Source organism: Streptomyces sp. NPDC088747 (assembly GCF_044751025.1).
GTDB lineage: Bacteria > Actinomycetota > Actinomycetes > Streptomycetales > Streptomycetaceae > Streptomyces.
The window spans coordinates 326,405-349,423 of record NZ_JBIVKZ010000004.1 but is presented as its reverse complement, the minus strand read 5'-3'; the positions used below and the strand labels follow the sequence as shown (position 1 = coordinate 349,423).

General features: G+C 71.0%; 23 protein-coding genes. 9 read left to right on the top strand and 14 right to left on the bottom strand.

All coding sequences use genetic code 11. The features are described from left to right. Nucleotides 1-124 precede the first annotated feature (124 nt). The 3 genes from ACIP79_RS12335 to ACIP79_RS12325 all read left to right on the top strand — a co-directional run bounded on the left by ACIP79_RS12335 (nucleotide 125) and on the right by ACIP79_RS12325 (nucleotide 2,269). Nucleotides 125-718 carry a hypothetical protein gene (locus tag ACIP79_RS12335; protein WP_401222405.1) on the top strand — a complete coding sequence of 198 codons (594 nt, stop codon included), beginning with the start codon at nucleotides 125-127 and terminating at the stop codon, nucleotides 716-718. 15 nt (nucleotides 719-733) lie between these two features. Continuing rightward, complete coding sequence (locus tag ACIP79_RS12330; RefSeq protein ID WP_401222403.1) at nucleotides 734-1,498, top strand: hypothetical protein; 765 nt, start codon at nucleotides 734-736, stop codon at nucleotides 1,496-1,498. A 237-nt stretch (nucleotides 1,499-1,735) separates the two neighbouring features. Continuing rightward, nucleotides 1,736-2,269: a hypothetical protein gene (locus ACIP79_RS12325; RefSeq protein WP_401222401.1), complete on the top strand. Its 534-nt coding sequence runs from the start codon at nucleotides 1,736-1,738 to the stop codon at nucleotides 2,267-2,269. An 87-nt stretch (nucleotides 2,270-2,356) separates the two neighbouring features. Here ACIP79_RS12325 and ACIP79_RS12320 read toward each other — a convergent pair whose 3' ends face one another. Continuing rightward, complete coding sequence (locus ACIP79_RS12320) at nucleotides 2,357-2,845, bottom strand: hypothetical protein (protein WP_401222399.1); 489 nt, start codon at nucleotides 2,843-2,845, stop codon at nucleotides 2,357-2,359. Nucleotides 2,846-3,177: 332 nt separating this feature from the next. Here ACIP79_RS12320 and ACIP79_RS12315 point away from each other — a divergent pair, with 332 nt between their 5' ends. Beyond that, nucleotides 3,178-3,843: a class F sortase gene (locus tag ACIP79_RS12315; protein WP_401222397.1), complete on the top strand. Its 666-nt coding sequence runs from the start codon at nucleotides 3,178-3,180 to the stop codon at nucleotides 3,841-3,843. Nucleotides 3,844-3,883: 40 nt separating this feature from the next. On the opposite strand, the gene ACIP79_RS12310 is transcribed toward ACIP79_RS12315, so the two are convergent. Further along, complete coding sequence (locus tag ACIP79_RS12310) at nucleotides 3,884-4,729, bottom strand: polysaccharide deacetylase family protein (protein WP_401222396.1); 846 nt, start codon at nucleotides 4,727-4,729, stop codon at nucleotides 3,884-3,886. 181 nt (nucleotides 4,730-4,910) lie between these two features. On the opposite strand from ACIP79_RS12310, the gene ACIP79_RS12305 reads away from it, so the two are divergent. Then, complete coding sequence (locus tag ACIP79_RS12305; RefSeq protein WP_383689888.1) at nucleotides 4,911-5,375, top strand: universal stress protein; 465 nt, start codon at nucleotides 4,911-4,913, stop codon at nucleotides 5,373-5,375. Between the two features lie 38 nt (nucleotides 5,376-5,413). Here ACIP79_RS12305 and ACIP79_RS12300 read toward each other — a convergent pair whose 3' ends face one another. Continuing rightward, nucleotides 5,414-6,562, bottom strand: coding sequence for a CapA family protein (locus tag ACIP79_RS12300; protein ID WP_401222394.1), 1,149 nt, complete (start codon nucleotides 6,560-6,562; stop codon nucleotides 5,414-5,416). A gap of 281 nt (nucleotides 6,563-6,843) precedes the next feature. Here ACIP79_RS12300 and ACIP79_RS12295 point away from each other — a divergent pair, with 281 nt between their 5' ends. The 3 genes from ACIP79_RS12295 to ACIP79_RS12285 all read left to right on the top strand — a co-directional run bounded on the left by ACIP79_RS12295 (nucleotide 6,844) and on the right by ACIP79_RS12285 (nucleotide 8,892). Beyond that, nucleotides 6,844-7,392, top strand: coding sequence for a sigma-70 family RNA polymerase sigma factor (locus ACIP79_RS12295; RefSeq protein ID WP_383689651.1), 549 nt, complete (start codon nucleotides 6,844-6,846; stop codon nucleotides 7,390-7,392). A 134-nt stretch (nucleotides 7,393-7,526) separates the two neighbouring features. Next, the gene (locus tag ACIP79_RS12290) at nucleotides 7,527-8,042 is read left to right on the top strand and encodes a hypothetical protein (RefSeq protein ID WP_401222391.1); all 516 of its coding nucleotides are present in this window, start codon (nucleotides 7,527-7,529) and stop codon (nucleotides 8,040-8,042) included. A gap of 190 nt (nucleotides 8,043-8,232) precedes the next feature. Beyond that, the gene (locus tag ACIP79_RS12285; RefSeq protein WP_401222389.1) at nucleotides 8,233-8,892 is read left to right on the top strand and encodes a zf-HC2 domain-containing protein; all 660 of its coding nucleotides are present in this window, start codon (nucleotides 8,233-8,235) and stop codon (nucleotides 8,890-8,892) included. A gap of 166 nt (nucleotides 8,893-9,058) precedes the next feature. On the opposite strand, the gene ACIP79_RS12280 is transcribed toward ACIP79_RS12285, so the two are convergent. From ACIP79_RS12280 to ACIP79_RS12270, 3 genes are all read right to left on the bottom strand, one after another. Further along, nucleotides 9,059-9,919 carry an Fpg/Nei family DNA glycosylase gene (locus ACIP79_RS12280; RefSeq protein WP_401222387.1) on the bottom strand — a complete coding sequence of 287 codons (861 nt, stop codon included), beginning with the start codon at nucleotides 9,917-9,919 and terminating at the stop codon, nucleotides 9,059-9,061. 46 nt (nucleotides 9,920-9,965) lie between these two features. Next, on the bottom strand, nucleotides 9,966-12,041 hold the full coding sequence (locus ACIP79_RS12275) for a SpoIIE family protein phosphatase (RefSeq protein WP_401222385.1): 2,076 nt from the start codon (nucleotides 12,039-12,041) through the stop codon (nucleotides 9,966-9,968). A 96-nt stretch (nucleotides 12,042-12,137) separates the two neighbouring features. Next, nucleotides 12,138-13,433 (bottom strand): DUF6777 domain-containing protein, encoded by a 1,296-nt coding sequence (locus ACIP79_RS12270; RefSeq protein WP_401222383.1) that lies wholly within the window; start codon nucleotides 13,431-13,433, stop codon nucleotides 12,138-12,140. A 119-nt stretch (nucleotides 13,434-13,552) separates the two neighbouring features. Here ACIP79_RS12270 and ACIP79_RS12265 point away from each other — a divergent pair, with 119 nt between their 5' ends. Beyond that, entirely contained in the window at nucleotides 13,553-14,974 is a 1,422-nt protein-coding gene (locus ACIP79_RS12265; RefSeq protein WP_401222382.1) for a lipase maturation factor family protein, read from the top strand. Here the strand turns inward: ACIP79_RS12265 and ACIP79_RS12260 are convergent. The 8 genes from ACIP79_RS12260 to ACIP79_RS12225 are packed head-to-tail and all read right to left on the bottom strand — an operon-like array spanning nucleotide 14,962 to nucleotide 22,858. Then, nucleotides 14,962-15,801: an amidohydrolase family protein gene (locus tag ACIP79_RS12260; protein WP_401222380.1), complete on the bottom strand. Its 840-nt coding sequence runs from the start codon at nucleotides 15,799-15,801 to the stop codon at nucleotides 14,962-14,964. The two genes, ACIP79_RS12265 and ACIP79_RS12260, sit on opposite strands and share 13 nt — an antisense overlap. Beyond that, nucleotides 15,798-16,112 carry an L-rhamnose mutarotase gene (locus tag ACIP79_RS12255; RefSeq protein WP_401222378.1) on the bottom strand — a complete coding sequence of 105 codons (315 nt, stop codon included), beginning with the start codon at nucleotides 16,110-16,112 and terminating at the stop codon, nucleotides 15,798-15,800. Before ACIP79_RS12255 ends, ACIP79_RS12260 begins: the two co-directional genes overlap by 4 nt. Continuing rightward, nucleotides 16,109-17,104, bottom strand: coding sequence for an aldo/keto reductase (locus tag ACIP79_RS12250; RefSeq protein ID WP_401222376.1), 996 nt, complete (start codon nucleotides 17,102-17,104; stop codon nucleotides 16,109-16,111). Before ACIP79_RS12250 ends, ACIP79_RS12255 begins: the two co-directional genes overlap by 4 nt. After that, the gene (locus ACIP79_RS12245; RefSeq protein ID WP_401222374.1) at nucleotides 17,101-17,856 is read right to left on the bottom strand and encodes an SDR family NAD(P)-dependent oxidoreductase; all 756 of its coding nucleotides are present in this window, start codon (nucleotides 17,854-17,856) and stop codon (nucleotides 17,101-17,103) included. Before ACIP79_RS12245 ends, ACIP79_RS12250 begins: the two co-directional genes overlap by 4 nt. Beyond that, complete coding sequence (locus tag ACIP79_RS12240; protein WP_383686008.1) at nucleotides 17,853-19,208, bottom strand: L-fuconate dehydratase; 1,356 nt, start codon at nucleotides 19,206-19,208, stop codon at nucleotides 17,853-17,855. The genes ACIP79_RS12245 and ACIP79_RS12240 overlap by 4 nt, the downstream gene beginning before the upstream one ends. Before the next feature lie 56 nt (nucleotides 19,209-19,264). Continuing rightward, nucleotides 19,265-20,299: an ABC transporter permease gene (locus ACIP79_RS12235; protein WP_401222372.1), complete on the bottom strand. Its 1,035-nt coding sequence runs from the start codon at nucleotides 20,297-20,299 to the stop codon at nucleotides 19,265-19,267. Further along, complete coding sequence (locus tag ACIP79_RS12230; protein ID WP_401222371.1) at nucleotides 20,292-21,785, bottom strand: sugar ABC transporter ATP-binding protein; 1,494 nt, start codon at nucleotides 21,783-21,785, stop codon at nucleotides 20,292-20,294. Before ACIP79_RS12230 ends, ACIP79_RS12235 begins: the two co-directional genes overlap by 8 nt. Then, on the bottom strand, nucleotides 21,782-22,858 hold the full coding sequence (locus ACIP79_RS12225) for a sugar ABC transporter substrate-binding protein (RefSeq protein ID WP_401222369.1): 1,077 nt from the start codon (nucleotides 22,856-22,858) through the stop codon (nucleotides 21,782-21,784). The genes ACIP79_RS12230 and ACIP79_RS12225 overlap by 4 nt, the downstream gene beginning before the upstream one ends. Between the last annotated feature and the right edge of the window lie 161 nt (nucleotides 22,859-23,019).

The following is a 23,019-nucleotide window of genomic DNA, read 5'->3' as shown; positions in this document are numbered from 1 at the left end:
TGTTCCCCTTCTCGGGCGTTTACCGCTCGACACGTCAAACCGCCCGGACGCGGACATCCTTCGTTCGGGCTAACCCCTCCCCAGTGACTCCTACGAGGACGCGGAACAACCGATGATCGCCGTCGTGCATGGACCCAAGCGGACCCGGTCCGCCCTCGTCATACGGGCATTGGCGCTGCTGACGCTGGCCTGGATCCTCGGCGGACCCGCGGGGGGCCCGGCTGTCGCCGACTCCTGCGCGTACGCCTCCGTCGGCCCGGACGGCACCGACGCCGTGGCGGTCGCCGGCGACGGCTACTGCAGCCCGAGCCCGAAGCCCACCCCGACGCCCAAGCCCACCCCCAAGCCGCCGCCTCCCCCCGAACCCACTCCTACGCCGACGCCCACGCCGGCGCCCGAACCACCGCCGCCACCGCCCCCTCCGCCACCACCGCCGCCACCACCACCGCCGGCGCCACGACCGGCCCCACCCGAGCCCGTACAGGCGCCGCCGCCCCCCGCACCCACGCCCACACCGAAGCCCACCCCGACGCCCACACCCACACCCACACCTGCTCCGAGCGTGCGACCCAAGCCGCCGCCGTCCCCGGTGAGTTATCCGGCGTACCGCGCCCAGACGCGACGGCACACGCCGCGCAGTGGCCCGTCGCTGGTCTCGCTCACCCTGCTGATCACCGCGCCCGCGGTACTCGCCGTCGCGGCGCTGCGCCCGCGCTGACCTCTGGAGGCACCCTTGTCGGAATGGCTTGTTCTCGCCCTCGCGATGGCCGCCGCGTGCGTCGTCGTGCTCATCGTGACCCTCGTAAGGCATCGCGCGGCACGCGAGGACGAGGATCCGTCCGAGACTCCGGACGTCATCGAGTACATGACGATGATGATCGGTGTGGTTTACGCCATCGTCCTCGGGCTCGCCATCGCCGGTGTCTGGGAGGCGCGGAGCGTCGCCCAGGACCATGTACAGACGGAGGCCCAGGCGCTGCACGAGATCTCGGAGCGGGTCCGGGTCTACCCGCCCGACGTCCGTGACCGCATCCGCGGGGACATCGACAATTACGTCGATTACGTCGTCACCACCGAGTGGAAGACCATGGCGAACCAGGGCCGGGTGACCGACAAGGGCGGCCGGCTCTTCGACCGCATCCGTGCGGACGTCACCGACTACGAGCCGACGTCGGACTTCGAGGCCCAGGCGTACCAGCCGCTCGTCGACCAGGTCACCGTGGCCGACGGGGCACGGAACGCCCGTGCCGGTTCGACGGGGGCGACCATGCCCGGCGTGGTGTGGTTCGGTCTGATCACCGGCGGAGTGGTCACCATCGGAATGGTCTTCGCGCTCCAGATCAGGAGAACGGCACGTGAGCTGATCCTCGCCGGACTCTTCTCCTCGCTGATCGCCTTCCTGCTCTTCCTCATCTGGGACTTCGACGCGCCCTACAGCAGGGGGATCGCGGCGTCGGCCGAGCCCTTCACCTCACTGTTCCCCAACCTGCCCGGCTGACGGGCTCTCCACAGGAACTCCGGGCCGGGGCTCCCCGGCGGGGGACGGACGCCACGCCGCGTCCGTCCCCCTTCTGTATGCACTCCGTCCCCTGTGCGGCCCACACGGTTGCCCCATTCGCACGACTGCGATCGCGCCCGGGCCCACCCTTTCCTAGCGTTTCGGACATCGAGGTGCATTTCTGGCGCGAGCGGAAAAGGTCCGCAGCAAGGCTCCTCGGGGACCTGGAGGCTCACCATGCGCGCGATACGCGTCGCTTCGGCCGCACTGCTGGGCGTCACCGCCCTGACCTTCTCCGCACCCGCCGCCGTAGCCGGCGACGAGGACCACAACATCACTCCGTTCGGTTTCAGCGTGCAGCCGTCGACCATCGCCGCCGGCGGCCAGGTCTCCCTGCTGCTGAAGAGGGACGGGGGCTGTTCGGGACGCGCCACGGTCACCTCGGGTGTCTTCGACACCGTCACCATCCACAGGAACCAGTCCTCGGCGACGGCCATGGTCGACTGGGACGCGAAGCCGGGCGCCGTGTACGAGGTGACGTTCACGTGCGACGGCGTGAGCGGCAACACGGACCTCACCATCGCCGCCGGCCGTCACAACGACCCGACCCACCACCCCGTCCCCCTGCAACGGGGTGTCAGGGCCGGTGTCGGCGGCACCGTCGGCGGCTTCGACCTGAAGGAGATCGGCCTGGGAGCCGCGCTCATCGCGGGTTCCATCGGGACGGCCTGGTACATGACGCGCCGCCGTACCGCGTCCGACGACTCCTGACTCCGCCGCACAGCCCTTCGCCCCGGACCCTGTGCAGAGGGTCCGGGGCGAAGGGCTGTCACGTGCGGTCTCCTGAACGGCGGCCGGTCAGATTCTCCTCTCCGACCTGCGCCGCATCCAGAACACCCCGCCACCGACGGCGGCCGCGGCCACGAGTCCGCCGCCGATCGCCATGTCGGTCGGCGTGGCACCGCTGGTGGTGCTGCCGCCGAGACCGCCGCGGACCCCACCGATGACGGTGAACGCCGCGGGACGGGTCAGGGTGCCCGTCCCGCTGCAGTTGACCGAGATGTCGTACGAGCCCGGCCGGGCGTTACGGTCGATGGTCGCCGTTCCGCTCGACGTCTCGTTGCTGCCGTTGATCGAGGACAGCGTCGCCTGCCGGAACGCCGGGGACGTCATGGTGCCGCCTCGGGGGCACCCGTCGACGGTCACGGTCAGCCTGCCGCCACTGGCGATGACGCTGGGCATGGCGACGATGTTGCTGGGGTTGTTCCATGCCGCGGCCATCGGAGCTGCGAGCCCCACGGCGGCGACCGCGGCGGCACTGACCGCCAGGGCACGAGTTGTACGCATGTGATCCTCCGCGGAAGACGCCCCGGGAACCGTCCCCGGTCGATCGGCGAGAAAGCGCCTCCCAGACAGACCCTCAGATGCCGTGCGCGGGGCCGCATTTCGAGAATGGTCCGTCCTGGTGAGAGGACACGCCGAGAGAATTCCACACAATCGGATATTGCCGCAGGTCACGGACCGTCAGAAAATTCCTGGCCTCGGCAACTCGGATGGCTCACGAAGGGCGTACTCCACCACCCGTTCGCCTTTGCCCCGTCGCCCGCCGGGCGTGCTGCACTTAGCGTTCTCATATGCGCGACGGACGCGGCGACGGCCGCGTCGAGAGGGGATTGCGAATGTCTGCGTCCGAGCTGGCCGAAGAGGAGGAGAGGCAGAAGAAGCGCGCCCCATGGGGCGTGATAGCGCTTGTTCTGCTGACCGGCCTCGCGCTCATCCGGAATGGTTCCGGTGAGTTCGACGTGGGCCCGCCGCAGCCCGCCTCGGCGGCGGCGGCGGACAGCGGCCGGTCCCAGGGCGGCACCTTCTCGAACCTGCCGACCCCGCTGCCGTACTCCGTGGCCGACCGGGTCAGGATCCCGTCGATCCGCGTCGACGCCCCGATCATGCCGGTGGGTCTGGACCTGGACGGTTGGGTCGACGCCCCGCCGCCGGACGACCCGAACCTGGCCGGCTGGTTCACCGGCGCCGTCTCGCCAGGCGAGAAGGGCACGGCCGTGATCGACGGCCATGTGGACAACACGCGCGGGCCCGCGGTCTTCTACGGGCTCGGAGCGCTCAAAAAGGGAAACCGGATCGAGGTGCAGCGCAAGGACGGGAAGACCGCCGTATTCGAGATCTACGGCATCGAGGTCTTCGCGAAGAACAACTTCCCCGGCGACCGCGTGTACGCAAGCAAGGGATCCCCCGAATTGCGGGTCATCACCTGCGGGGGCGGATTCTCCAAGCAGCACGGCTACGACGGGAACGTCGTGGTGTTCGCCCGCCTGGCCGAGGTTCGCTGAGCGTTCCCGGACCGGGCGGGCGAAAGCCCGTGGAACCCCGCTACGCGTAACGCCGACGCGGCACGGTGAGGTGATAGCCGGAATCCAGCAGGCGCGGCAGATAGTCACGCAGCGCCCGTACGCTCTGCGAGCGGTCGCCGCCGGCGTCGTGCGAGAGCACCACGACACCCGGGGCGGCGCCCTTCTCGACCCGGCCGACGATGGTGCGGGCGCCAGGGGACGTCCAGTCGAGCGTGTCGACCGTCCAGGCCAGCGGCTCCATACCGAGTTCGGCGCCGAGCTGGAAGGCGGCCCGGTTCCAGGCGCCGTACGGCGCGCGGAACCAGGCGGGCGGCTCACCGAAGGTGTCGTCGATGACCTCGCAGGTGCGCTCCATCTCGGCGTGGATCGCCGAGCGCGAGAGCTTGGTCAGCAGCGGATGGGACCAGGTGTGGTTGCCCACGACGTGTCCGTCGTCCGCCATCTCGCGCAGCAGGTCCTTGTTGTCGACCGCCATCTCCCCGCACACGAAGAACATCGCGCGCACGTCGTACTCGCGGAGTGTGCTGAGGATGTCCGGGGTGTAGCGCGGGTCGGGGCCGTCGTCGAAGGTCAGGACCATGCTGCGGCCGCGCCCGGACATGCGCAGGAACGGTTCGTGGCGGACGAGGGCGCGGGCGGGCCTGGCGCGCTGCGGGCCGTAGCCGGTCATGGGCTGGAGGCGGTAGGCGGAGGGCTTGAGAGCGCGGCGTGCCTGCGGGCCCGGGGCGGGCGGGGCGCCGCCCGCCGGAAGCGTGGCCGGTGCGGAGGTGAGGAGGTGGGCCGTGCCCGCCGCACCGGCCGCTCCCAGGACGGCGGCGCCGGCGATCAACGTCCGGCGTCGGACAATCAGCTGATCCTTTTTCATGACTCATCAGTCACCCAGTCGACGGGCGGCCCGGCTCAGCAACACCGGTGCGCACCCGCGAAAACACCCGCCTGGACCATTGCCGGGACGGCGCGCCGAAGGCCCCACCGCGCTGCGGGCCGTCCGGACCGGGCCTGCCCGTGTGACTCTCGGACCTGCGGGTTCCGATAACCTCGCAGCCGTGACGGAACAGCAGCACTCGCAGGGGTTCGAGCGAGGCACGGACGGCCCCAAGGTCATCGTCGTCGGAGTGGACGGCTCGGACTCCTCACTGCGCGCGGCGGCGTACGCGGGAGGTCTGGCCCGCCGGCAGCACGCGCTGCTCGCCGTCGTCTATGTCCAGCCGGTGATGGCGGCGGGCGCGGCGCTCGGGGTGCCGATCGCCGACACGACGGACGAGATCGCCGAGGATCTCGTCGCGCAGATCCGCGACTCCGCGGAGCGCGTCAAGGGGATATTCGATGTGCGCTGGGAGTTCCACACCTTCCGCGGCGACCCGTACAACGGTCTGGTGACCGCGGCGGACAAGCTGAAGGCGGACGCCGTGGTGGTCGGCGCCTCCGAGCAGGCGGGGCACCGGATCGTGGGATCCGTGGCGATCCGGCTGGTGAAGGCGGGACGCTGGCCGGTCACCGTCGTGCCGTAACCGCGCACCGGTGACGGCCGGCCGCCCCGCGCACCCGGCTACTGCCCCATGACCAGGCCGTCCTCGGCCGCGCCACGGCTGAGGACGACGGACCTGATCCGGTCCCGGACGCCCCCGACGTCGGCCCCCTGGGCGAGGGCCGCGTTGAGGTTGACGACGCGTCCGGCGTCCAGGTCGTAGGCCTGCGGGATGAACTCGGCCTTCCCCACCACCCATCGGCCGCCCCGGTGCGCGGGCGGGGCGAAGGTGAAGCGGGCGATGGTGCTCTCGTTGCCCCGCGGGTCCGTGACGCCCTGCTGGTCGGTCCTCTCACCGGCGATCTGGTCACCCAGGCCGTGGACGACCCAGGTGCCGTTGACCTTCTCGTAGGCCTGCGGGACGTGGGCGTGCGTGCCGAGGATGAGGTCGATGTCGGGGCGTCCGTCCGTTCGGGAGGTGGTCAGCTGCCTGCTCAGCGCGAGTTGCCGCTCGTCCGGCGCGTCCTGCCGTTCGGTGCCCCGGTCCAGGGACACGACGACCACCTCGGCGCCCGCCCTGCGGGCGGCGCGGGCGTCCGCGACGATCCTGTCGGGGTCGATGAGGTTGACGGCCCAGGGCTGTCCCTGCGGAAGCGGGAGGCCGTTCGTGTCGTGGGTGTAGGCGAGCTGTGCGACCGTCGCGCCGCCCACCCGCATCACGGTGGCACCGCTCTCCGCCTCCGTACGCGCCGAGCCCGCGTGCCGCACACCGGCGCGGTCGAGCGCGTCCAGGGTGCGCCGGATGCCCTCGGCTCCGTCGTCCAGGGTGTGGTCGGAGGCGGTGGAGCAGGCGTCGTAGCCGGTCGCGGCGAGCCCCTGGGCCACCTGGGGCGGGGTCTTGAATGCCGGGTGGCCCGTGTAGTCGCCCTCCGCGCCGTACACCGTCTCCATGTGACAGATCGCCAGTCCCGCGCCGGACACGATGGGTTCGACGGCGGCGAACATCGGCCGGAAGTCGTAACCGCTGCCGCCCGCGTCCGCCTGGGCCCGCTCGATGACGGAGGTGTGCGGCAGTACGTCACCGGAGGCGACGAGGGTGAACGCGCGGGGGTCGGAGGGTGCCGCGGGCTGCCCGGTCCGGGCGGCCGGGGGGTTCTGCGCTGCCTGACAGCCTGTGACGACGGTCAGGGCCGCGAGGGCCAAGGCGGTCCGGCGCGTACGTGTGCTCATACCCAGCCCCGATACAGTCATATGTGATTACGAACCGACGTGAATCCACCTACGCGGGCGGCTCCGAGTCAAGGAACGACGCACGCATTTCGCCCGTCCGGCGGCCTGCGGACGAACACGCGGGGACGCGCGGCCGTCCGGAAAAGCGGAGCGTCGGCTACCGACGGCGACGCTCGCCGGATGACCGTTCGTCGCGCCGTTCACCGACGGCATCGACCGCCCAGCGCACAACCGTGTGCCGCCCCTGTCCTCACGGAGCGGCACCGGCTGGCATACAGGCCATGACGGCCGGAACCACCACCATCGCCCGCGGAACGACCGCCGAGCACGAGCTGGCCGCGCTTCAGCGCGAGCACGGCCGCCCCCTCTTCGCGCTGCTCCTGCGGCTCTCCGACGGCGACCGCCAGCGCGCGGAGGATCTGGTGCAGGAGACCTTCGTACGGGCCTGGCAGCATCCCGAGGCGCTGCGCGCCGACGACTTCGACTCCGTACGTCCCTGGCTGCTCACCGTCGCGAGGCGGCTGGCGATAGACGCCCGACGGGCCCGTCAGGCGCGGCCGGCGGAGGTGGGGGACGCGGTGCTGGAGAGCGCGCGCGTCTGCGCCGATCACGCCGAGAGGTCGGCGGCGACGCTCGACGTGCGTGAGGCTGTGAAGACACTCACTCCGGAGCACCGTGAAGTCCTGGTGCTGGTGTATTTCCAGGGGGCGAGTGTGGCGGAGGCCGCCGCGGCGCTGGGGATTCCGCCCGGTACGGTGAAGTCCCGCGCGTACTACGCGCTCCGCGCCCTGCGTCGGGTACTTCCGGGATACGCGGCCGACCTGCGCTGAAACCAAAGGTCGGGTCAAGCCTCCGTAAAGCGGCTGCCAAAGACCATGGTTGAGCAATCTGCTGTCCTCATCCGCGTTCCGGACTGGGGCCCGGGGTCGGGCGACGCGCACGCACCGGAGGAAGGCAGGAAGGGATGCTGCACAGAGGTCAAGAGAGCACGGACGACACCGGCGGTGGTGAACTCACCGTTCCCATGGCTTGGTTGTACGCCGAGTACATCGCCGACGAACTGCTGCGGACCGGCGACCTGATGCCGCCGACCTCCTTCGAGTTCCGCGCGGGGCGGGATGCTCTGGCGCTGACCATCTTCCTGTCCGACGCCGGCGGTGAACTCTCCGGCATCAGGGTCATCACCCAACTGGAGACCTGGCTTTCGCTGACGGCGTACGACCAGCCGTGGCAGGACTGGGTGCGTGAGCACATGGCGCGGCTCGCGGCCGAGGCCGTCGACTCGGGCGGCCCCGACCCGGACCTGGAGCTGGCCTCGGCGGCCTGGCGCTGGCTGGAGGAGACGGAGTTGCTCGCTCCCGACCTGGACGCCGTGCCCGGTGGCGGGCCGGTGCCGGGAGAGGACGACGGGCCGAAGGTCTGGACGCCGGCGTGGCGGCTGGGACTGCCGCTCGGGCATCTGGCGATCCATCTGTTCTGACCGTTCCGCACGGTCTCCAAACTTTTTCGGGCCCGCACCAATCCGCGGGCCCTCCCGCTCCGAACGTCCTGGTCGCTATTCCGAACGGACCTTGAGTGATTCGGCGGTCTGGTGCGTACCGGTGGGCAGCAGCAACAGCACCCCCACCCCGCATCATCACCCCCATCGCCACGAGGATTCGGTATTCGGTATGAGGTCCCTGGAACGGCATCGCGACGTCGGCGCGTACGCGCTCGGCGTGCTGAATGAGGCGGACGCCTTCCGCTTCGAGGATCACCTCATGGAGTGCCCGCAGTGCGCCACCCATGTGAGTGAGTTCCGGCCCGCGGCACGGCAGATGATGCTGTACCGCCGGGCCACCCCGCGCTCCGTGCACCCCTTCGCCGCCCCCGGGCCCCGGCTTCTGGACCGGTTGCTCGGCGAGGTGGCGACTCGGCACCGGGCCGGGCGGCGACGATGGCTGTACGCCGTGGTCGCCTCTGTGGTGATCGCGGCGGGCGGGCCGGCGATCGCGATCCTGACGGCGGACGGCTCACCGGCCACGCAGGTCGCCGCGACGGACGCGGAGACCGGTGTCTGGGCGCAGGTCACCTCCGAGGACCGGGCCTGGGGCAGCGAGGTCGATGTGCAGGTCAAGGACGCGGGAGGACCGCGCGCCTGTCAGCTCATCGCCGTCGGCAAGGACGGTTCCGAGCAGACGGTGACCAGTTGGATGGCCCGGGGGGACAGCGGCGAGGCCACCAGCATGCAGGGCGGCGCCGCGATGCGGCCCACGGAGATCAGCCGGTTCGAGGTCCGCACGACGGACGGCGAACACCTGGTGACGCTGGAGCCGGGCGCGGGCAGCTGACGCCGCGTCCCGCCCGGACGGGCGGGAGGGAGGGAAGCGACTGCCGCCGTTGCAGGGCCGGGTGGAGGCAACCGCCTTCGGATCGGGCGCCCGGCATCGGGCTCGGCATCGGCGTTGCGCCAGGTACCGGCACCGGCCGTTAACATCATGTCCGGCCGGTGCGGGGCTACTTGAGGAGCTTCGACATCCGGCGGTCCGCGAGCGGCTTGCCGCCGGTCTGGCACGTCGGGCAGTACTGGAGCGAGGAATCGCTGAAGGACACCTCGCGGATGGTGTCGCCGCACACCGGGCAGGGCTCCCCCGCTCGGCCGTGCACCCGCAGACCGCTCTTCTTCTCCTTCTTCAGCCGTCCCGCGGCCAGCCCGCGGGAGCGCTCCACGGCCTCGGTGAGCGTGGAGCGCAGCGCCTCGTACAGGCGCCGTGTCTCTTGTGGGCTCAGCGTGGCGGCGAGCTTGAAGGGCGACATCCTGGCGGCGTGCAGGATCTCGTCGCTGTAGGCGTTGCCCACGCCCGCGATCAGGCTCTGGTCGCGCAGCGCGCCCTTCAGCTGACGCCGTTCGCCCGCCAGCAGGCCGGCGAACCGCGCCTCGTCGAAGTCGTCGGCGAGCGGGTCGGGGCCCAGGCGCGCGACGCCGGGGATCGTCGCCGGGTCCCGGGTGATGTACACGGCGAGCTTCTTCTGGGTGCCGGCCTCGGTGAGGTCGAATCCCTCGCCGGTCTCCAGGGCGACGCGCAGCGCGAGGGGGCCCTTGCCGGGGCGGGGCGGCCCGTCGGGCAGGGTGTCCTTCCACTGCAGCCAGCCGGCGCGGGCCAGGTGGGTCACGAAGTGCAGCCCGTCGGCCTCGATGTCGAGGAACTTGCCGTGCCGGTGCACGGCGGTGACCTCGCGGCCCTCGAAGGCGCTGACGGGAGGGTCGTACGTCTTCAGGACGCTGATGGCGACGGGCAGCACCCGCACGACCTCACGGCCGACGAGATGGTCGGCCAGGAAGTCCTTGAGCGCTTCGACCTCGGGGAGTTCCGGCATACGTCCAGAGTGCCACCGAGCGCCGACACACGAGGTGGAGCGGAGGTCACTCCCGTTCCGGAACGATGAACTCGCACCACACGCACTTGCCGCCGCCGCGCGCCTCCACGCCCCAGACGTCGGTGAGCCGGTCGACGAGGAGGAGGCCGCGGCCCGAGACACCGGCCTCACCGGCCTCACGGCGCCGCGGCAGGGCGCTGGAGGAGTCCTCGACCTCCACGCGCAACCGGCGGTCGGTGGTCGCCAGGGCTCGCAGGGTGACGATCGCGGAGCCCTCGGTGTGCATCAGGGCGTTGGTGATCAGCTCGTCGGCGACCAGCTCGATCTCGTCGGCACGCTCCGCCGGTCCCCAGGCGCCGACAGCCGCGCGGATCATGTGCCGGGCCTCGGCGAGTGCCTCCGGGTCACCCGCCGCGACATGCTGCCGCAGACGTCCGCCGGACTGCCGCCCGGTGAGGGGGTGACGGCGCAGGAGCAGCAGCGCGACGTCGTCGTCGCCGCCGCGGTTCTCGGCCACGTCGATGAGCCGGTCCGCCAGGTCGTGGACGTCTTCCGGGCCCGAGCGGATGAGCGCCTCCAGGGTCCGCATGCCCTCGTCGAGGTCGATGCCGGGCTGCTCGACCAGACCGTCGGTGTAGAGCAGCAGTGCTTGGCCGGGGTCCAGCTCGAAGGTGCTGACGGGGTATTCGAGGGACCCGAACTCGGCGGACAGGCCGAGCGGCAGGCCTCCCTCCACGGGCAGTCGCCGGCAGCCTCCGTCGGAATCCCGGACCAGGGGGTCGATGTGGCCGGCCCGCACGAGCTGGACGACGCCGGTGGACAGGTCGGCCTCGGCGTAGAGGCAGGTGGCGAAGCGCTGGGTGTCGAGCTCCTTCAGGAAGACGGAGGCGCGGGCCATCACGGTGGCCGGGGTGTGCCCCTCGGCGGCGTAGGCGCGCAGCACGATGCGCAGCTGGCCCATGACGGCGGCGGCGTGCGTGTCGTGCCCCTGGACGTCGCCGATGACCGCGCCGACGCGCCCGCCGGGCAGCGGGATCACGTCGTACCAGTCGCCGCCGATGTCCCTGCCGAGGGAGCCGGAGCGGTAACGGACGGCGATGTCGGCGCCGGGCACGTCGGGGATGGAGCGGGGCAGCATGGCCTGCTGGAGTCCCTTGGCGAGGTCCTTGTCCTGCTCGTAGAACATGGCCCGCTGGAGGCTCTGCGCGATGCTGCTGCCGAGCGCGAGGAGGACGTTGCGGTCCTCCTCGGAGAAGCCGTGCCGGTCGTTGTAGAGCAGGCCGATCGCGCCGATGGGCCGGGCCTGCACGATGAGCGGCAGGTACGCCGCCGAGGTGATCTTCAGATCGGTGATGTGCGGCCACAGCAGGGGGTACGACGCGGCGAACTCCTCCGGTGACTCTATGAAGTGCGGCAGGAGGCTCCGTACGACCTCGTTCATCGGGTACTGCGCGTCGATGCGGGTGATCCGGGTGCCCGGCACATAGCTGTCCCTGGGGCCCGCGGCGACCATGTTGATGCGGCCGGCCTCCACCAGGCCGATGACCAGGCTGGTGGCCCCGAGGTGGGTGATGCCCTGGGCGTCCTCCAGGACGTCGATGACGTCCTGGACGGTTCGGGCGTGCGCGAGCGCCGCGGTGGTGATCTGCACGATGCTCGTCTGCTGGCGGCGGGCCTCGTCCTGGGCGGCCTGCTCTCGGCGGGCCGCGCGTTCCCCCAGTTCCTGGGTCGCGTCGCGGATGATGCCGATGATCCGGCGGGGCCTGCCGGTCTCGTCACGGCGAATGTAGCCCTGGGTGTGGGTCCAGCGCAGGGAGCCGTCTCGGCAGCGGATACGGAAGTAGGCGCCGTAGTTCTCGCTGCCGTCCTTGAGCGCCTGGGAGACCAGGGTGTCCAGGCGGATGCCCTCGACCGGGGGCACGCGCACGGACAGGCTCTCCGGGTGCCCGTCGTACTCCTCGGGCAGCATGTCGAAGACCTCGTGGGCCTGGGCGTCCATCTGGAACAGACCGTTGTCCAGGTCCCAGTCGAAGCTGCCCATGCGGTTGAGCGCCAGGATCGGATCCGGGTGGGCGGGCCAGTCGTCCGGGAGTGACAGGGCGCTCGCTCCCCGATCAACCATGTGGCCACTTTGTCAGTATTTGCCGGATTATTCGACTTCGACGTCATGCGGGGCGGGTGCCCGGCTCGTCGTCCCGGCACCCGGTGCGGCGGCGGCTCAGCCGCCGGACATGCCGTTCCGCGTATCGAAGACACCCCCGGAGACGCTGCCGGAGGCGCTCCGGTCGTCGGGAATCAGCCCGCCCCCGTCAGGGATGTCGGAGGTCTCGGGGACCGCGTCCGGGCCGACCTCCTCGGTCGGCGTCGCCGTGTCCAGCGGGGAGGAGGGCTCTTCGGGCGTCCCGGAGTCGGGCTCCGTTCCCGGATCCGTCCCGGTCTCCCTCTCCGTCTCCGTCTCCGCCTCCGACTCCGGAGCGGTGCTCTCGTCCGAGGGGGCCGGCGCGTCTTCGGGATCCGTCGCGGGCGGGGCGGTGACGGTGGCGGCGGGGCAGTCCGCGGGTTCCTCCGGAACGCGGTCGGCGGGGTCACCCGGGACGCTCCCGGTCTCCCCCGGCGCCACCGTTACGGCCGGGGTCGCGCAGTCGGACGGCGACTCCGTGGGCCGGGTGCCGTCCTCCCTCGGGTGGCTGCCGGTGGGCGAGTCCTCGGGCTCGGGCGACCGGGTCCAGTCCCGTGGCGGCCGTACGGCGTGGTCGTGACGGCCGTCGTCGCCGATCCGGCGCTCGATCCAGGTGTTGGTCACGATGTTGATGATCGTGATGTCGGTGATCACGGTGGGCGCCGGGGTCACCACGACGACCTCGGCGTCCCGGTATCCCGACCAGGGCTGTCCGTGGGTCCGCGGGGTCCGCTCGGACGCGACGGGCGGCTTCAGCGGGTTGCCGCAGCCGCAGCGGACCCGGGGTACTCCCCGGTTGTCGACGAGCACGGCGGTGCCCGCCTGCAGAACCGACTGCCGGTCGGCGGCCCGCCCGTCGCTGAACCCGTGGTTGGTGACCCGCGTGTCCGCCCGCAGCACCACCGAGGTCAGCCCCCGCAGGTAGCCCGGCACCGAGGCGCGGGAGACGCCGGCCGCCCCGGCGAAGGCCCGCCCCCTGCTCCGGTCCGCGGCGAGAAGTCCGATCTGTTTCTCCACGTCACAGCTGCCCACCGCGTGGACGCCGCCGTAGAGGCCGGGGGTGGAGCCGGACAGGGAGCGCGGGGCCGGTGTGACCGGGGAACTGCCCGTCGGCGCCGATTGCGGCGTTCGGGTGACGGGAGGGGGTGTCACGGCGGAGTCGGCGGTGGTGTCCGTGAAGGGATCGGCGCCCTGGACCGCGGCCGGTTCGAGGAACACCTCGCCAACGGCTCCGTCGGCCTTCCGGTCCCGGCCGCCGTCGCCGCCGCACCCGGCGACGACGAACGCCGCGGCGAGCACGCAGGCGGTGGCGAGGGCTCTGGAGGTTTCGCGCACCACGTTCTCCCGTCCGTCCCGGGCAGTTCGTCCACCATTGTCTGGGTCACCCACTTGGACGACGCAAGCGGAGGCGGTCACCCGACGTCACACTGGGAACGGAGAGGAGGGCACCCGCCGTGGAGTGGTTCGTGGGCCCCGAGTACTGGCTGAGCCGGCTCGTGTTCCAGCGGGCTCTCGCCGTGGTGTACCTCGTCGCGTTCCTGGGCGCGGCGCTCCAGTTCCGGGCGCTGATCGGCGAACGCGGGATGCTGCCGGTCCCCCGCTTCGTCGCGCGGATGCCGTTCAGGCGGGCCCCGAGTGTGTTCCAGCTCCACTACTCGGACCGCTTCTTCGCCGCCTGGTGCTGGACCGGCTGCGCGGTGTCGGTGGCTCTGATCGCGGGTCTGGACTCCCACCTGCCGCTCTGGGGCGCCATGTCGCTGTGGCTGGTGCCCTGGCTGCTCTATCTGTCGGTCGTCAACGTGGGCCAGACCTGGTACGCGTTCGGCTGGGAGTCGCTGCTCCTGGAAGTGGGCTTCCTCGCCGTGTTCCTGGGCAACGACGAGGTGGCTCCGCCGGTCGTCGTCCTGTTCCTGCTCCGCTGGGTGCTGTTCCGCGTCGAGTTCGGCGCCGGGCTGATCAAGCTGCGGGGCGACCCCTGCTGGCGGAAGCTGACCTGTCTCGACCACCACCACGAGACGCAGCCGATGCCAGGCCCGCTGAGCTGGTTCTTCCACCACCTCCCACGGCCCCTCCACCGGGTCGAGGTCGCGGCCAACCACTTCACCCAACTGGTCGTGCCCGTCCTGCTGTTCACCCCGCAGCCGATCGCCACGGCCGCCGCCTCGCTGATGATCCTCACCCAGTTGTGGCTGATCCTGTCCGGCAACTTCTCCTGGCTGAACTGGCTCACGATCGTGCTGGCCCTGTCCGCGGTCACGTTCCCCGGCGGGGAGAGGGCCCTCCCCGGGGCGCCCCTCTGGTACGAGGTCGTGGTCCTCACCGTGGCCGCGCTCCTGCTGGCGCTCAGCTATCACCCGGTCCGCAACCTGCTCTCCAGGGGCCAGGTCATGAACCGCTCCTTCGACCCGCTCCATCTGGTCAACACCTACGGCGCGTTCGGCAGCGTCAGCCGCGTGCGTCACGAGGTGGTCGTCGAGGGAACGACGGACGAACGGCCGCGCGCGGACTCCGAGTGGCGGGAGTACGAGTTCCGGGGCAAGCCGGGCGATCCGCGCCACTGGCCGCGCCAGTTCGCGCCGTACCATCTGCGGCTCGACTGGATGATGTGGTTCGCGGCGCTCTCGCCCGGGTACGCCGACGCCTGGTTCGGGGGTCTCGTGGAGCGGCTCCTTGAGAACGACCGCGACACGCTGCGGCTGCTGCGTCACTGCCCGTTCCCGGACGGTACGCCGCCCCGCCATGTCCGCGCCCGCCTCTACCGGTACCGCTACACGACCTGGCGCGAGCTGCGGGAGACGGGCGCGTGCTGGCAGCGGACGTACGTGCGGGAGTTCCTGCCGCCGACCCGGCTCGATTCGGGGGTTCAGAGACGGTAGACGCGGGTGGCGGTACCCGCGAACACCTGCTCCCGCTCGTCGGCGCTCAAGTCGGCGGTCAACTCCCTTGCTGTGCGGGCTACTTGCCCATAGGTCGCTGCCAGGGTGCACACCGGCCAGTCGGTGCCGAACATCAGGCGGCGGGGCCCGAAGGCGTCCAGCACCGTGTCCGCGTACGGGCGCAGGTCCTGCGGTGTCCACTTCGCGGGGTCCGCCTCCGTCACCATCCCCGAGAGCTTGCACACCGTGTTGGGCAGGGCGGCGAGGGCGCGGACGTCGGACGCCCAGGGTTTGAGGTCGCCTGCTGCGATGCGCGGCTTGCCCAGATGGTCGAGCACGAAGGTGAGTTCGGGCAGCGCCGCCGCAACCTCGGCGCAGGCGGGCAGCTGACGGGGCTGGACGAGCAGGTCGTAGACGAGCCCCGCGTCCGTGACGGCGGCGAGGCCCCGGCGTACGTCCGGACGCAGCAGCCATCGGGGGTCGGGCTCACCCTGGACCTGATGGCGTACGCCCTTGAGGTAGCGGCCACCGGGGAGTTCACGCAGCCGTGCGAGCTCGTCGGCGACGCCCGGCGCCGCCAGGTCGGTCCATCCCACCACTCCCCCGACCAGCTCGCTCTCCGCGGCGAGGGCGAGGAATTCGGGGGTCTCGGCCGCCACGGTGATCGTCTGCACGAGGACCGTGCGGTCGACCCCGGCTTCCCGCGCCTGGGGTTCGAGGTCCGCGAGGGCGAAGTTCCTTCGCAGGGGCTGGAGTTCGGGCCCGGTGATCCAGTCCTGGTTCCGGACGGAGAGGTCCCAGACGTGGTGGTGGGCGTCGACGGTCACGGCAGCTCCCACACGACTGGCAGGCCCGCCTCCGCACCCTCGCCCGAGTAGTCGTGCACCACGTCGAGGAGTTGCGCCATCCTGGCCTGCCAGGCGATGTTGACGGGCAGTTTCTCCAGCTCCGCGAGCATGCGGCCGTAGTCCTCGCACTCAAGCAGGTGGAAGAGGTCGGTGCCGCTGCGCCAGATCGTCCACGAGGTGGCGCCCGCCGCACGGATCGCGGCGACCAGTTCGGCGGGCACCTTTCGGTGCGCGGCCTCGTACGCGTCGACGCGGTCGGCGCGGACCTTGGTGTGCAGCGCGACTCTCATGACGGCTCCTGTACGGATACGGGTACGGGGGCGTCGCCGGGCAGCAGGTGCTCGGCGCGCAGTTCCCGCCAGAACGCGGCGGGCACCGGTGTGCCGAACTGCTCGACACAGTCCCGGACTTCGTGCGGTGAGCGGGCGCCGGCCAGGACGCTCACCACGGCCGGGTGCGCGGCGGGGAAGGCCAGGGCGGCGGCTCGCAGGGTCGTGCCGTGCCGGTCGGCGATCGTCTTCAGACGCAGGGCGCGCTCCAGCAGCTCGGGCGGCGCCGTCGCGTAGTCGTACGTCGCTCCCGGCCTCGGGTCGGCGAGCAGGCCGGAGTTGAAGGCGCCGCCGATGACGACCGACCTGCCGCGTTCGTGTGCCGCGGGCAGCAGGTCGGTGAGCGCGCGGTGGTCGAGCAGGGTGTACCGGCCGGCGCACAGGACCACGTCGACGTCCGTGTCGCGCAGGAAGCGGGTCAGCATCCCGGTCTGGTTCATGCCCACCCCGATCGCGCCCACCACGCCTTCGGCGCGCAGCTTCTCCAGGGCCGGATAGCCCTCGCGGAAGGCCTGTTCGGCGTGGTCGTCGGGGTCGTGGAGGTAGACGGCGTCCACCCGGTCGAGGCCGAGGCGTTCGAGGCTGGCGTCCAGGCTCCGGCGTACACCGTCCGCGCTGAAGTCCCAGACCCGGCGGTGCGTGGCGGGCACCGCGAACCCGTCGTCGAGGTCGTCGCCGGTCGCCGGGTCCACGCGCTCCAGCAGGCGGCCCGCCTTGGTGGACACGGTGTACTCGGCGCGCGGCCGGTCGCGGAGGGCGGCGCCGAGGCGTCGTTCGGAGAGGCCGATGCCGTAGTGCGGGGCGGTGTCGAAGTAGCGGATGCCGCCGGCCCAGGCGGCGTTCACCGCCTCCCGTGCCTCTTCGTCGCTCACCGCGGTGAACAGGTTGCCGATGCCGGCGGCGCCGAAGGACAGCGGGCTGACCTCGACGCCGCTCCTGCCGAGCGTGTTCACCGGGCCGCCGGGCGCAGTCGCAGTCCCTGCATGCCGCCGTCGACGGCGAGCGCGGTGCCGGTGGTGGCACCGGACAGCGGACTCGCCAAGTAGGCGATGGCGCCCGCGACTTCGGCCGCCGAGACGAGACGGCCGGTGGGCTGGCGGGCTTCCAGGGCGGCCCGCTCGGCGGCGGGGTCGTCGGCCGCGTCGAGGAGCCGGCCGACCCACGGGGTGTCCGCCGTACCGGGGTTGACGCAGTTGACCCGGATGCCCTCGCGGATGTGGTCGGCTGCCATCGCGAGGGTGAGGGACAGCACGGCGCCCTTGGAGGCCGCGTACAGGGCGCGTTGCGGAAGGCCGGCGGTCGCGGCGATGGAGCAGGTGTTCACGATCGCCGCGTGCGCGGAGTCGCGCAGGTGGGGCAGGACCGCGCGCGCCGTACGGACCATGCCGACGACGTTGACGTCCAGGACCCGGTGCCACTGCTCGTCGTCGTTGTCCTCGACGGTGCCGGCCGCGCCGATGCCCGCGTTGTTGATCAGCACGTCGAGTCCGCCGAGTTCGGCGACGGCGGCGGCCACGGCCTCGCGTACGGAGGTGTCGTCGGCGACGTCGGCGCGGTAGCCCAGGAGCGGCTTCTCGACGGACGACGGGTCCAGGTCGAGCACGGCGACCCGCGCCCCGCGGGAGACGAGCAGGTCGGCGGTGGCCCTGCCGATACCGGAGGCGCCGCCGGTGACGAGGGCCCTGAGCCCCTCGAAGTCGGTCATGCCGCTGCTCCCTTCGGGTCGGTGAGTGACTGCCCGGCGAGGTCGGCGGCCCAGAAGGTGCCGTCGGGGAAGGTGTACTCCGCGATGGACTCGGGCCGCATGGCCGCCGAGAAGCCGGGTGCGGTGGGTGCCGTGTAGTGACCCTCGCGTATGACCACGGGGTCCAGGAAGTGGTCGTGCAGATGGTCGACGTACTCGATGACACGGTCCTCGGTGGTGCCGGAGAGCGCGACGAAGTCGAACATCGAGAGGTGCTGGACGAGTTCGCACAGGCCGACCCCGCCCGCGTGCGGGCAGACCGGGACGCCGAACTTCGCGGCGAGCAGCAGGATGGCGAGGTTCTCGTTGACTCCGCCGACGCGGGCGGCGTCGATCTGGAGGACGTCGATGGCGTCGGCCTGGAGGAGCTGCTTGAAGATGATGCGGTTCTGGACGTGTTCGCCGGTGGCGACCCTGACGGGTGCGACGGCCCTGCGGATGGCGGCGTGGCCGAGAATGTCGTCGGGGCTGGTGGGCTCCTCGATCCAGTAGGGCGTGAACTCGGCGAGGGCGCGGGTCCAGGCGATGGCCTCGTCGACGTTCCAGCGCTGGTTGGCGTCGACGGCGACGCGGATGTCCGGACCGACCACGGCGCGGGCCACCCTGCACCGGCGTACGTCGTCCGCCAGGTCCGCGCCGACCTTCAGCTTGATCTGGGTGAAGCCGTCGGCGACAGCCTGGGCGGCGAGGCGGGTGAGCTTCTCGTCGCTGTAGCCGAGCCAGCCGGGCGAGGTGGTGTACGCGGGGAAACCGCGCTCGACGAGCCGGGCCCGGCGCTCCTCGGCGCCCTCCTTGCCGCGCCGCAGGAAGCCGAGTGCCTCCTCGGGTGTCAGCGCGTCCGTGATGTACCGGAAGTCGATCTGCCCCACCAGCCACTCCGGTTCGGCGTCGGCGAGCAGTTGCCACAGCGGCTTGTCCGCGCGCTTGGCCACCAGGTCCCATACGGCGTTGACCACGGCGCCTATCGCCATGTGCATCACGCCCTTCTCGGGGCCGAGCCAGCGCAGTTGGCTGTCGCCGATCAGGTCCCGGCCGAGGGAGCCCGGGTCGGCGCACAGCTCCTCCACGGACCGCCCGACCACATGCCCGCGCAACGCGTCGATCGCGGCGACCTGGACATCGTTGCCCCGCCCGATGGTGAAGGTGAAGCCGTGCCCCTCGACGCCGTCGGCCGCGTCGGTGCGCAGGACGACGTACGCGGCCGAGTAGTCGGGGTCCGGGTTCATCGCGTCCGAACCGTCGAGCTCGCGCGAGGTGGGGAACCGGATGTCGTAGGTGTCGACCGCGGTGACGCGGGCGGGGATCGGGGACACGGGATGCCTTTCGATCGGTGGCAGGGGATCCTCGGTGACCGTGCGGGGCCGAGGTGTCAGTCCTGGGCTCGGCCGGTGGTCACGCGGGCGATCATCAGGGCGACCAGGATGATTCCGCCGTAGATGGCCTGGATCCAGAAGGACGGCACCTGGGCGAGCGTGAGCAGGTTCTGCACGACGCCGAGCAGCAGTACGCCGGTGAGCGCGCCGAACATGGTGCCCTTGCCGCCGTCGAGGCTGATGCCGCCGATGACCGCGGCGGCGAACACGGTGAAGATCATGTTGTTGCCCTGGTTGGCGCTGATCGCGCCGACGTACCCGGTCTGCATGATTCCGCCGACGGCGGCGAGGACGCCCGCCACGACGAAGACGCCGAGCATCACGCGTTCCACGCGGATACCTGCGGCCCTTGCCGCGTCCGCGTTACCGCCGATCGCGTACAAAGCGCGTCCGACGCGGTGGTACTTGAGGGTCAGGCCCGCGACGCCGAAGGCGACGGCGGCCAGCCACACCGACATCGGGATGCGCAGGAAGGTGGTGGTGGCCAGCGAGAAGAACGAGTCGGGCATCCCGAACAGCGTCTTGCCCTCGGTGGCGCCGACCAGCAGGCCGCGCAGCACGATCAGCATCGCGAGGGTGACGATGAAGGCGTTGAGCTTGAGCTTCACGACCAGGATGCCGTTGAAGGCTCCGACGGCGCCGCCCACCACGAGCATCGCGAGGATGGCGAGCACGGCGGGGAACTCGGTGCCCCAGCCGGACTGCGCCACGGGCAGTACCAGGAGCGCGCCGACGGCCGGCGCTATGCCGACGACCGACTCCAGGGACAGGTCGAACTTGCCGGTGATGAGGACGAGCGACTCGGCGAGCACGACCATGGCGAGTGCCGCCGACGCGCCCAGGATGGAGATCAGGTTGCGCTCGGTGAGGAAGGAGTCGTTGACGAACGCGCCGAGCACCAGGAGCAGCAACAGCGCGGGTACCAGCGCGAGTTCGCGGGCCCGGCGCAGCATTACCGTCTTGGCGGCGCGCGGGTCGGGGACTCGTACGGGCGTGGTGGTCGAGGCCGACGGGGCCTTCGTGTCAGCCATGGTCCACTCCTTCGATGGAGGCGATCAGCTCGTGGTCGCGCCAGCCCGCCGGGTGTTCGGCGACGACACGGCCGTGGAAGAGGACGAGAACCCGGTCGCAGCGGCGCAGGTCGTCGAGTTCGTCGGAGACGACGAGCACGGCGGTGCCGTCCTCGCGGGCGCTGTCCACCCGGGACAGCAGGGATTCCTTGGACTTCACGTCGACGCCCGCGGTGGGGTTGACGAGGACGAGGAGCCGCGGGTCGGAGGCGAGCGCGCGGGCCATGACGACCTTCTGCGCGTTGCCGCCGGAGAGGTCGGAGACGGGCTGGTCGGGGCCCTCCGTGTGGATGTCGAGGCGTTCGATCAGCTCGGAGGCGAAGGCGCGTCTGCGGTCGGTGCCGATGAAGCCGTAGCGGCCGAGCCGGTTCAGGACCGTCATGGTGGTGTTGTCGCCGATGGTCATCCCGGAGACGAGTCCCTGGTCGTGCCGGTCCCGGGGGACGAAGCCGACGCCCGCCCTGAGCGTGGCCCGCACATCGCCGAACGGGAGCTTCTCACCGCCGAGTCGGACCGTTCCGCCGCTCGGTGTGTGCAGTCCGGCGAGCGACTCGGCGAGCTCGGTCTTGCCGCTTCCGCTGGAGCCGGCGAGGCCGACGACCTCGCCGCGGCGGACGGTCAGATCGACGTTCTCGTACGCGTCGGAGGTGAGCCCTCGTGCGTCGAGCACGACCGGCGCCTCACGGTCCGCCGCCCTGATCTCCAGGGCCTGTTCGGCTATCGCCTCCCCGGCCATGGCCTCCACCAGTGCCGCGCGCGGCAGTTCGGCGACCGGCGCGGTGGTGATCCAGCGGGCGTCGCGCAGCACGGTGACCGTCTGGCACACCTCGTACACCTCCTGGAGGTGGTGCGAGATGAACAGGAAGGTGACGCCGGAGTCCTGGAGTGCGCGCATGCGGGTGAAGAGCCGCTCGATCTCGCGGTTGTCGAGCTGCGCGGTCGGCTCGTCCAGCACGATGAAGCGGGCGCCGAAGCTCAACGCCCGTGCGATCTCCACCATTTGGCGGTCCTCGACCTTGAGGTCGGCGGTCCGCGCCTCGGGGTCGACGCGCACGTCCCAGGTCTCCAGCACCTGCGCCGCCTCGGACCTCAGCCTGCGCCAGCTGATCAGGCCGCCGCGGCCCGTGGGCTGACGGTTGATGAAGAGGTTCTCGGCGACCGTCAACTCCGGTACGACGGTGGGCTTCTGGTAGACGCAGGCCACCTTGCGGCGCCAGGCGTCGCGGTCGGCGAGCGGGGGCGCCGGTTCGCCGTCGAAGCTGACGGTGCCCTCGTCGGCGGCCTGGAGGCCGGTGAGGATGGTGACCAGGGTGGACTTGCCCGCGCCGTTGCGGCCGACGAGGGCGTGCGACTCGCCCGGGAACACGGTGAGCTGGCCGTCTTGGAGGGCGACGGTGGGGCCGTACCGCTTGGCCACCCCCCGCGCCTCCACCAGTGGTGTAGTCATCCGACCGTGTTGCCCCAGAGCGAGGTGTCGTCGACGTTGTCCTTGGTCACCAGCGGTGCGGGGAGCTGGTCCTCAAGGATGCCGCTGGGCAGCTTCACGATCTCGGAGTCGTGGTCGGTCGGACCCGGCTTGAACGTCTTCCCCTGCATCGCCGCCTTGATGTAGTACATGCCGTACTTGGCGTACAGGTCGGCCGGCTGGGACACGGTGGCGTCGATCTGGCCCTTGCGGATGGCGTCGAACTCCTGCGGGATGCCGTCGTTCGAGACGATGGTGATGTGGCCCGCCTGGCCTGCCGTCTTCAGCATTCCCTTGGACTTGAGGGTCTGGAGGGTGGGCGCGAGGTAGACGCCGCCCGCCTGCATGTAGATGCCCTTGATGTCAGGGTTGGCGTTCAGGAGGGTGTCCAGCTTGGAGGCCGCGGTGTCGGACTCCCACTTGGCGGGGATCTCCAGGACCGACAGCTTCGGGAACTTCTCCTTCACGCAGGTGCGGAAGGCCTCGGAGCGGTCACGGCCGTTGACGGACGCCAGATCGCCCATGATCTGCACGACCTTGCCGGACTTGACCTGCTCACCGAGGTACTCGCAGGCTTTCTCGCCGTACGCGACGTTGTTGGCGCGTACGACCATGGCGACCTTGCCCTTCTCGGGCGCCACGTCGACGGCGACCACGGGGACGCCCTTGCGTTCGGCCTGGTCGAGTCCGGCGGCTATCGCCGCGCTGTCGAGGGGGGCCACGACGATGCCCTCGACGCCCTGGTTGAGCTGGTTGTTGATGTCGGTGATCTGCTGCGAGGGGTCACTGTTGGAGTTGACGGTCTTCAGCGCGTTCACGCCCTCGGACTTGGCCATCTTCGGCACGTAGTCGTTGTACGACTGCCAGAACGGTGAGGTCAGCAGGGGCAGGATCACCCCGACCTTGCCGTCACCGTCGCCTCCCGAGTCGCCCGAGGCGACCGTGTCCTTGGTGCTGCCGCAGGCCGCGAGCAGGAGGGTGGCGCAGGCGGCCGCAGCCGCCACACGCACAGCTCGCGACGAGATTCGCGTGTTCCGCACAGTTCTGCCGGGCATCTGACGGCTCCTCATTGAGCGTGATCGGGCAGGACGCGTGGCCGGAGAGTCCCTCCTCCAACCGGGACGAATATTTATCAGACCACTTGAGGGTCACAACACCCCTCGTCGCCAATTTTTCCTGCTTTTAGGCCGTAGTGGTCGGACCACTTGGCTGGTTA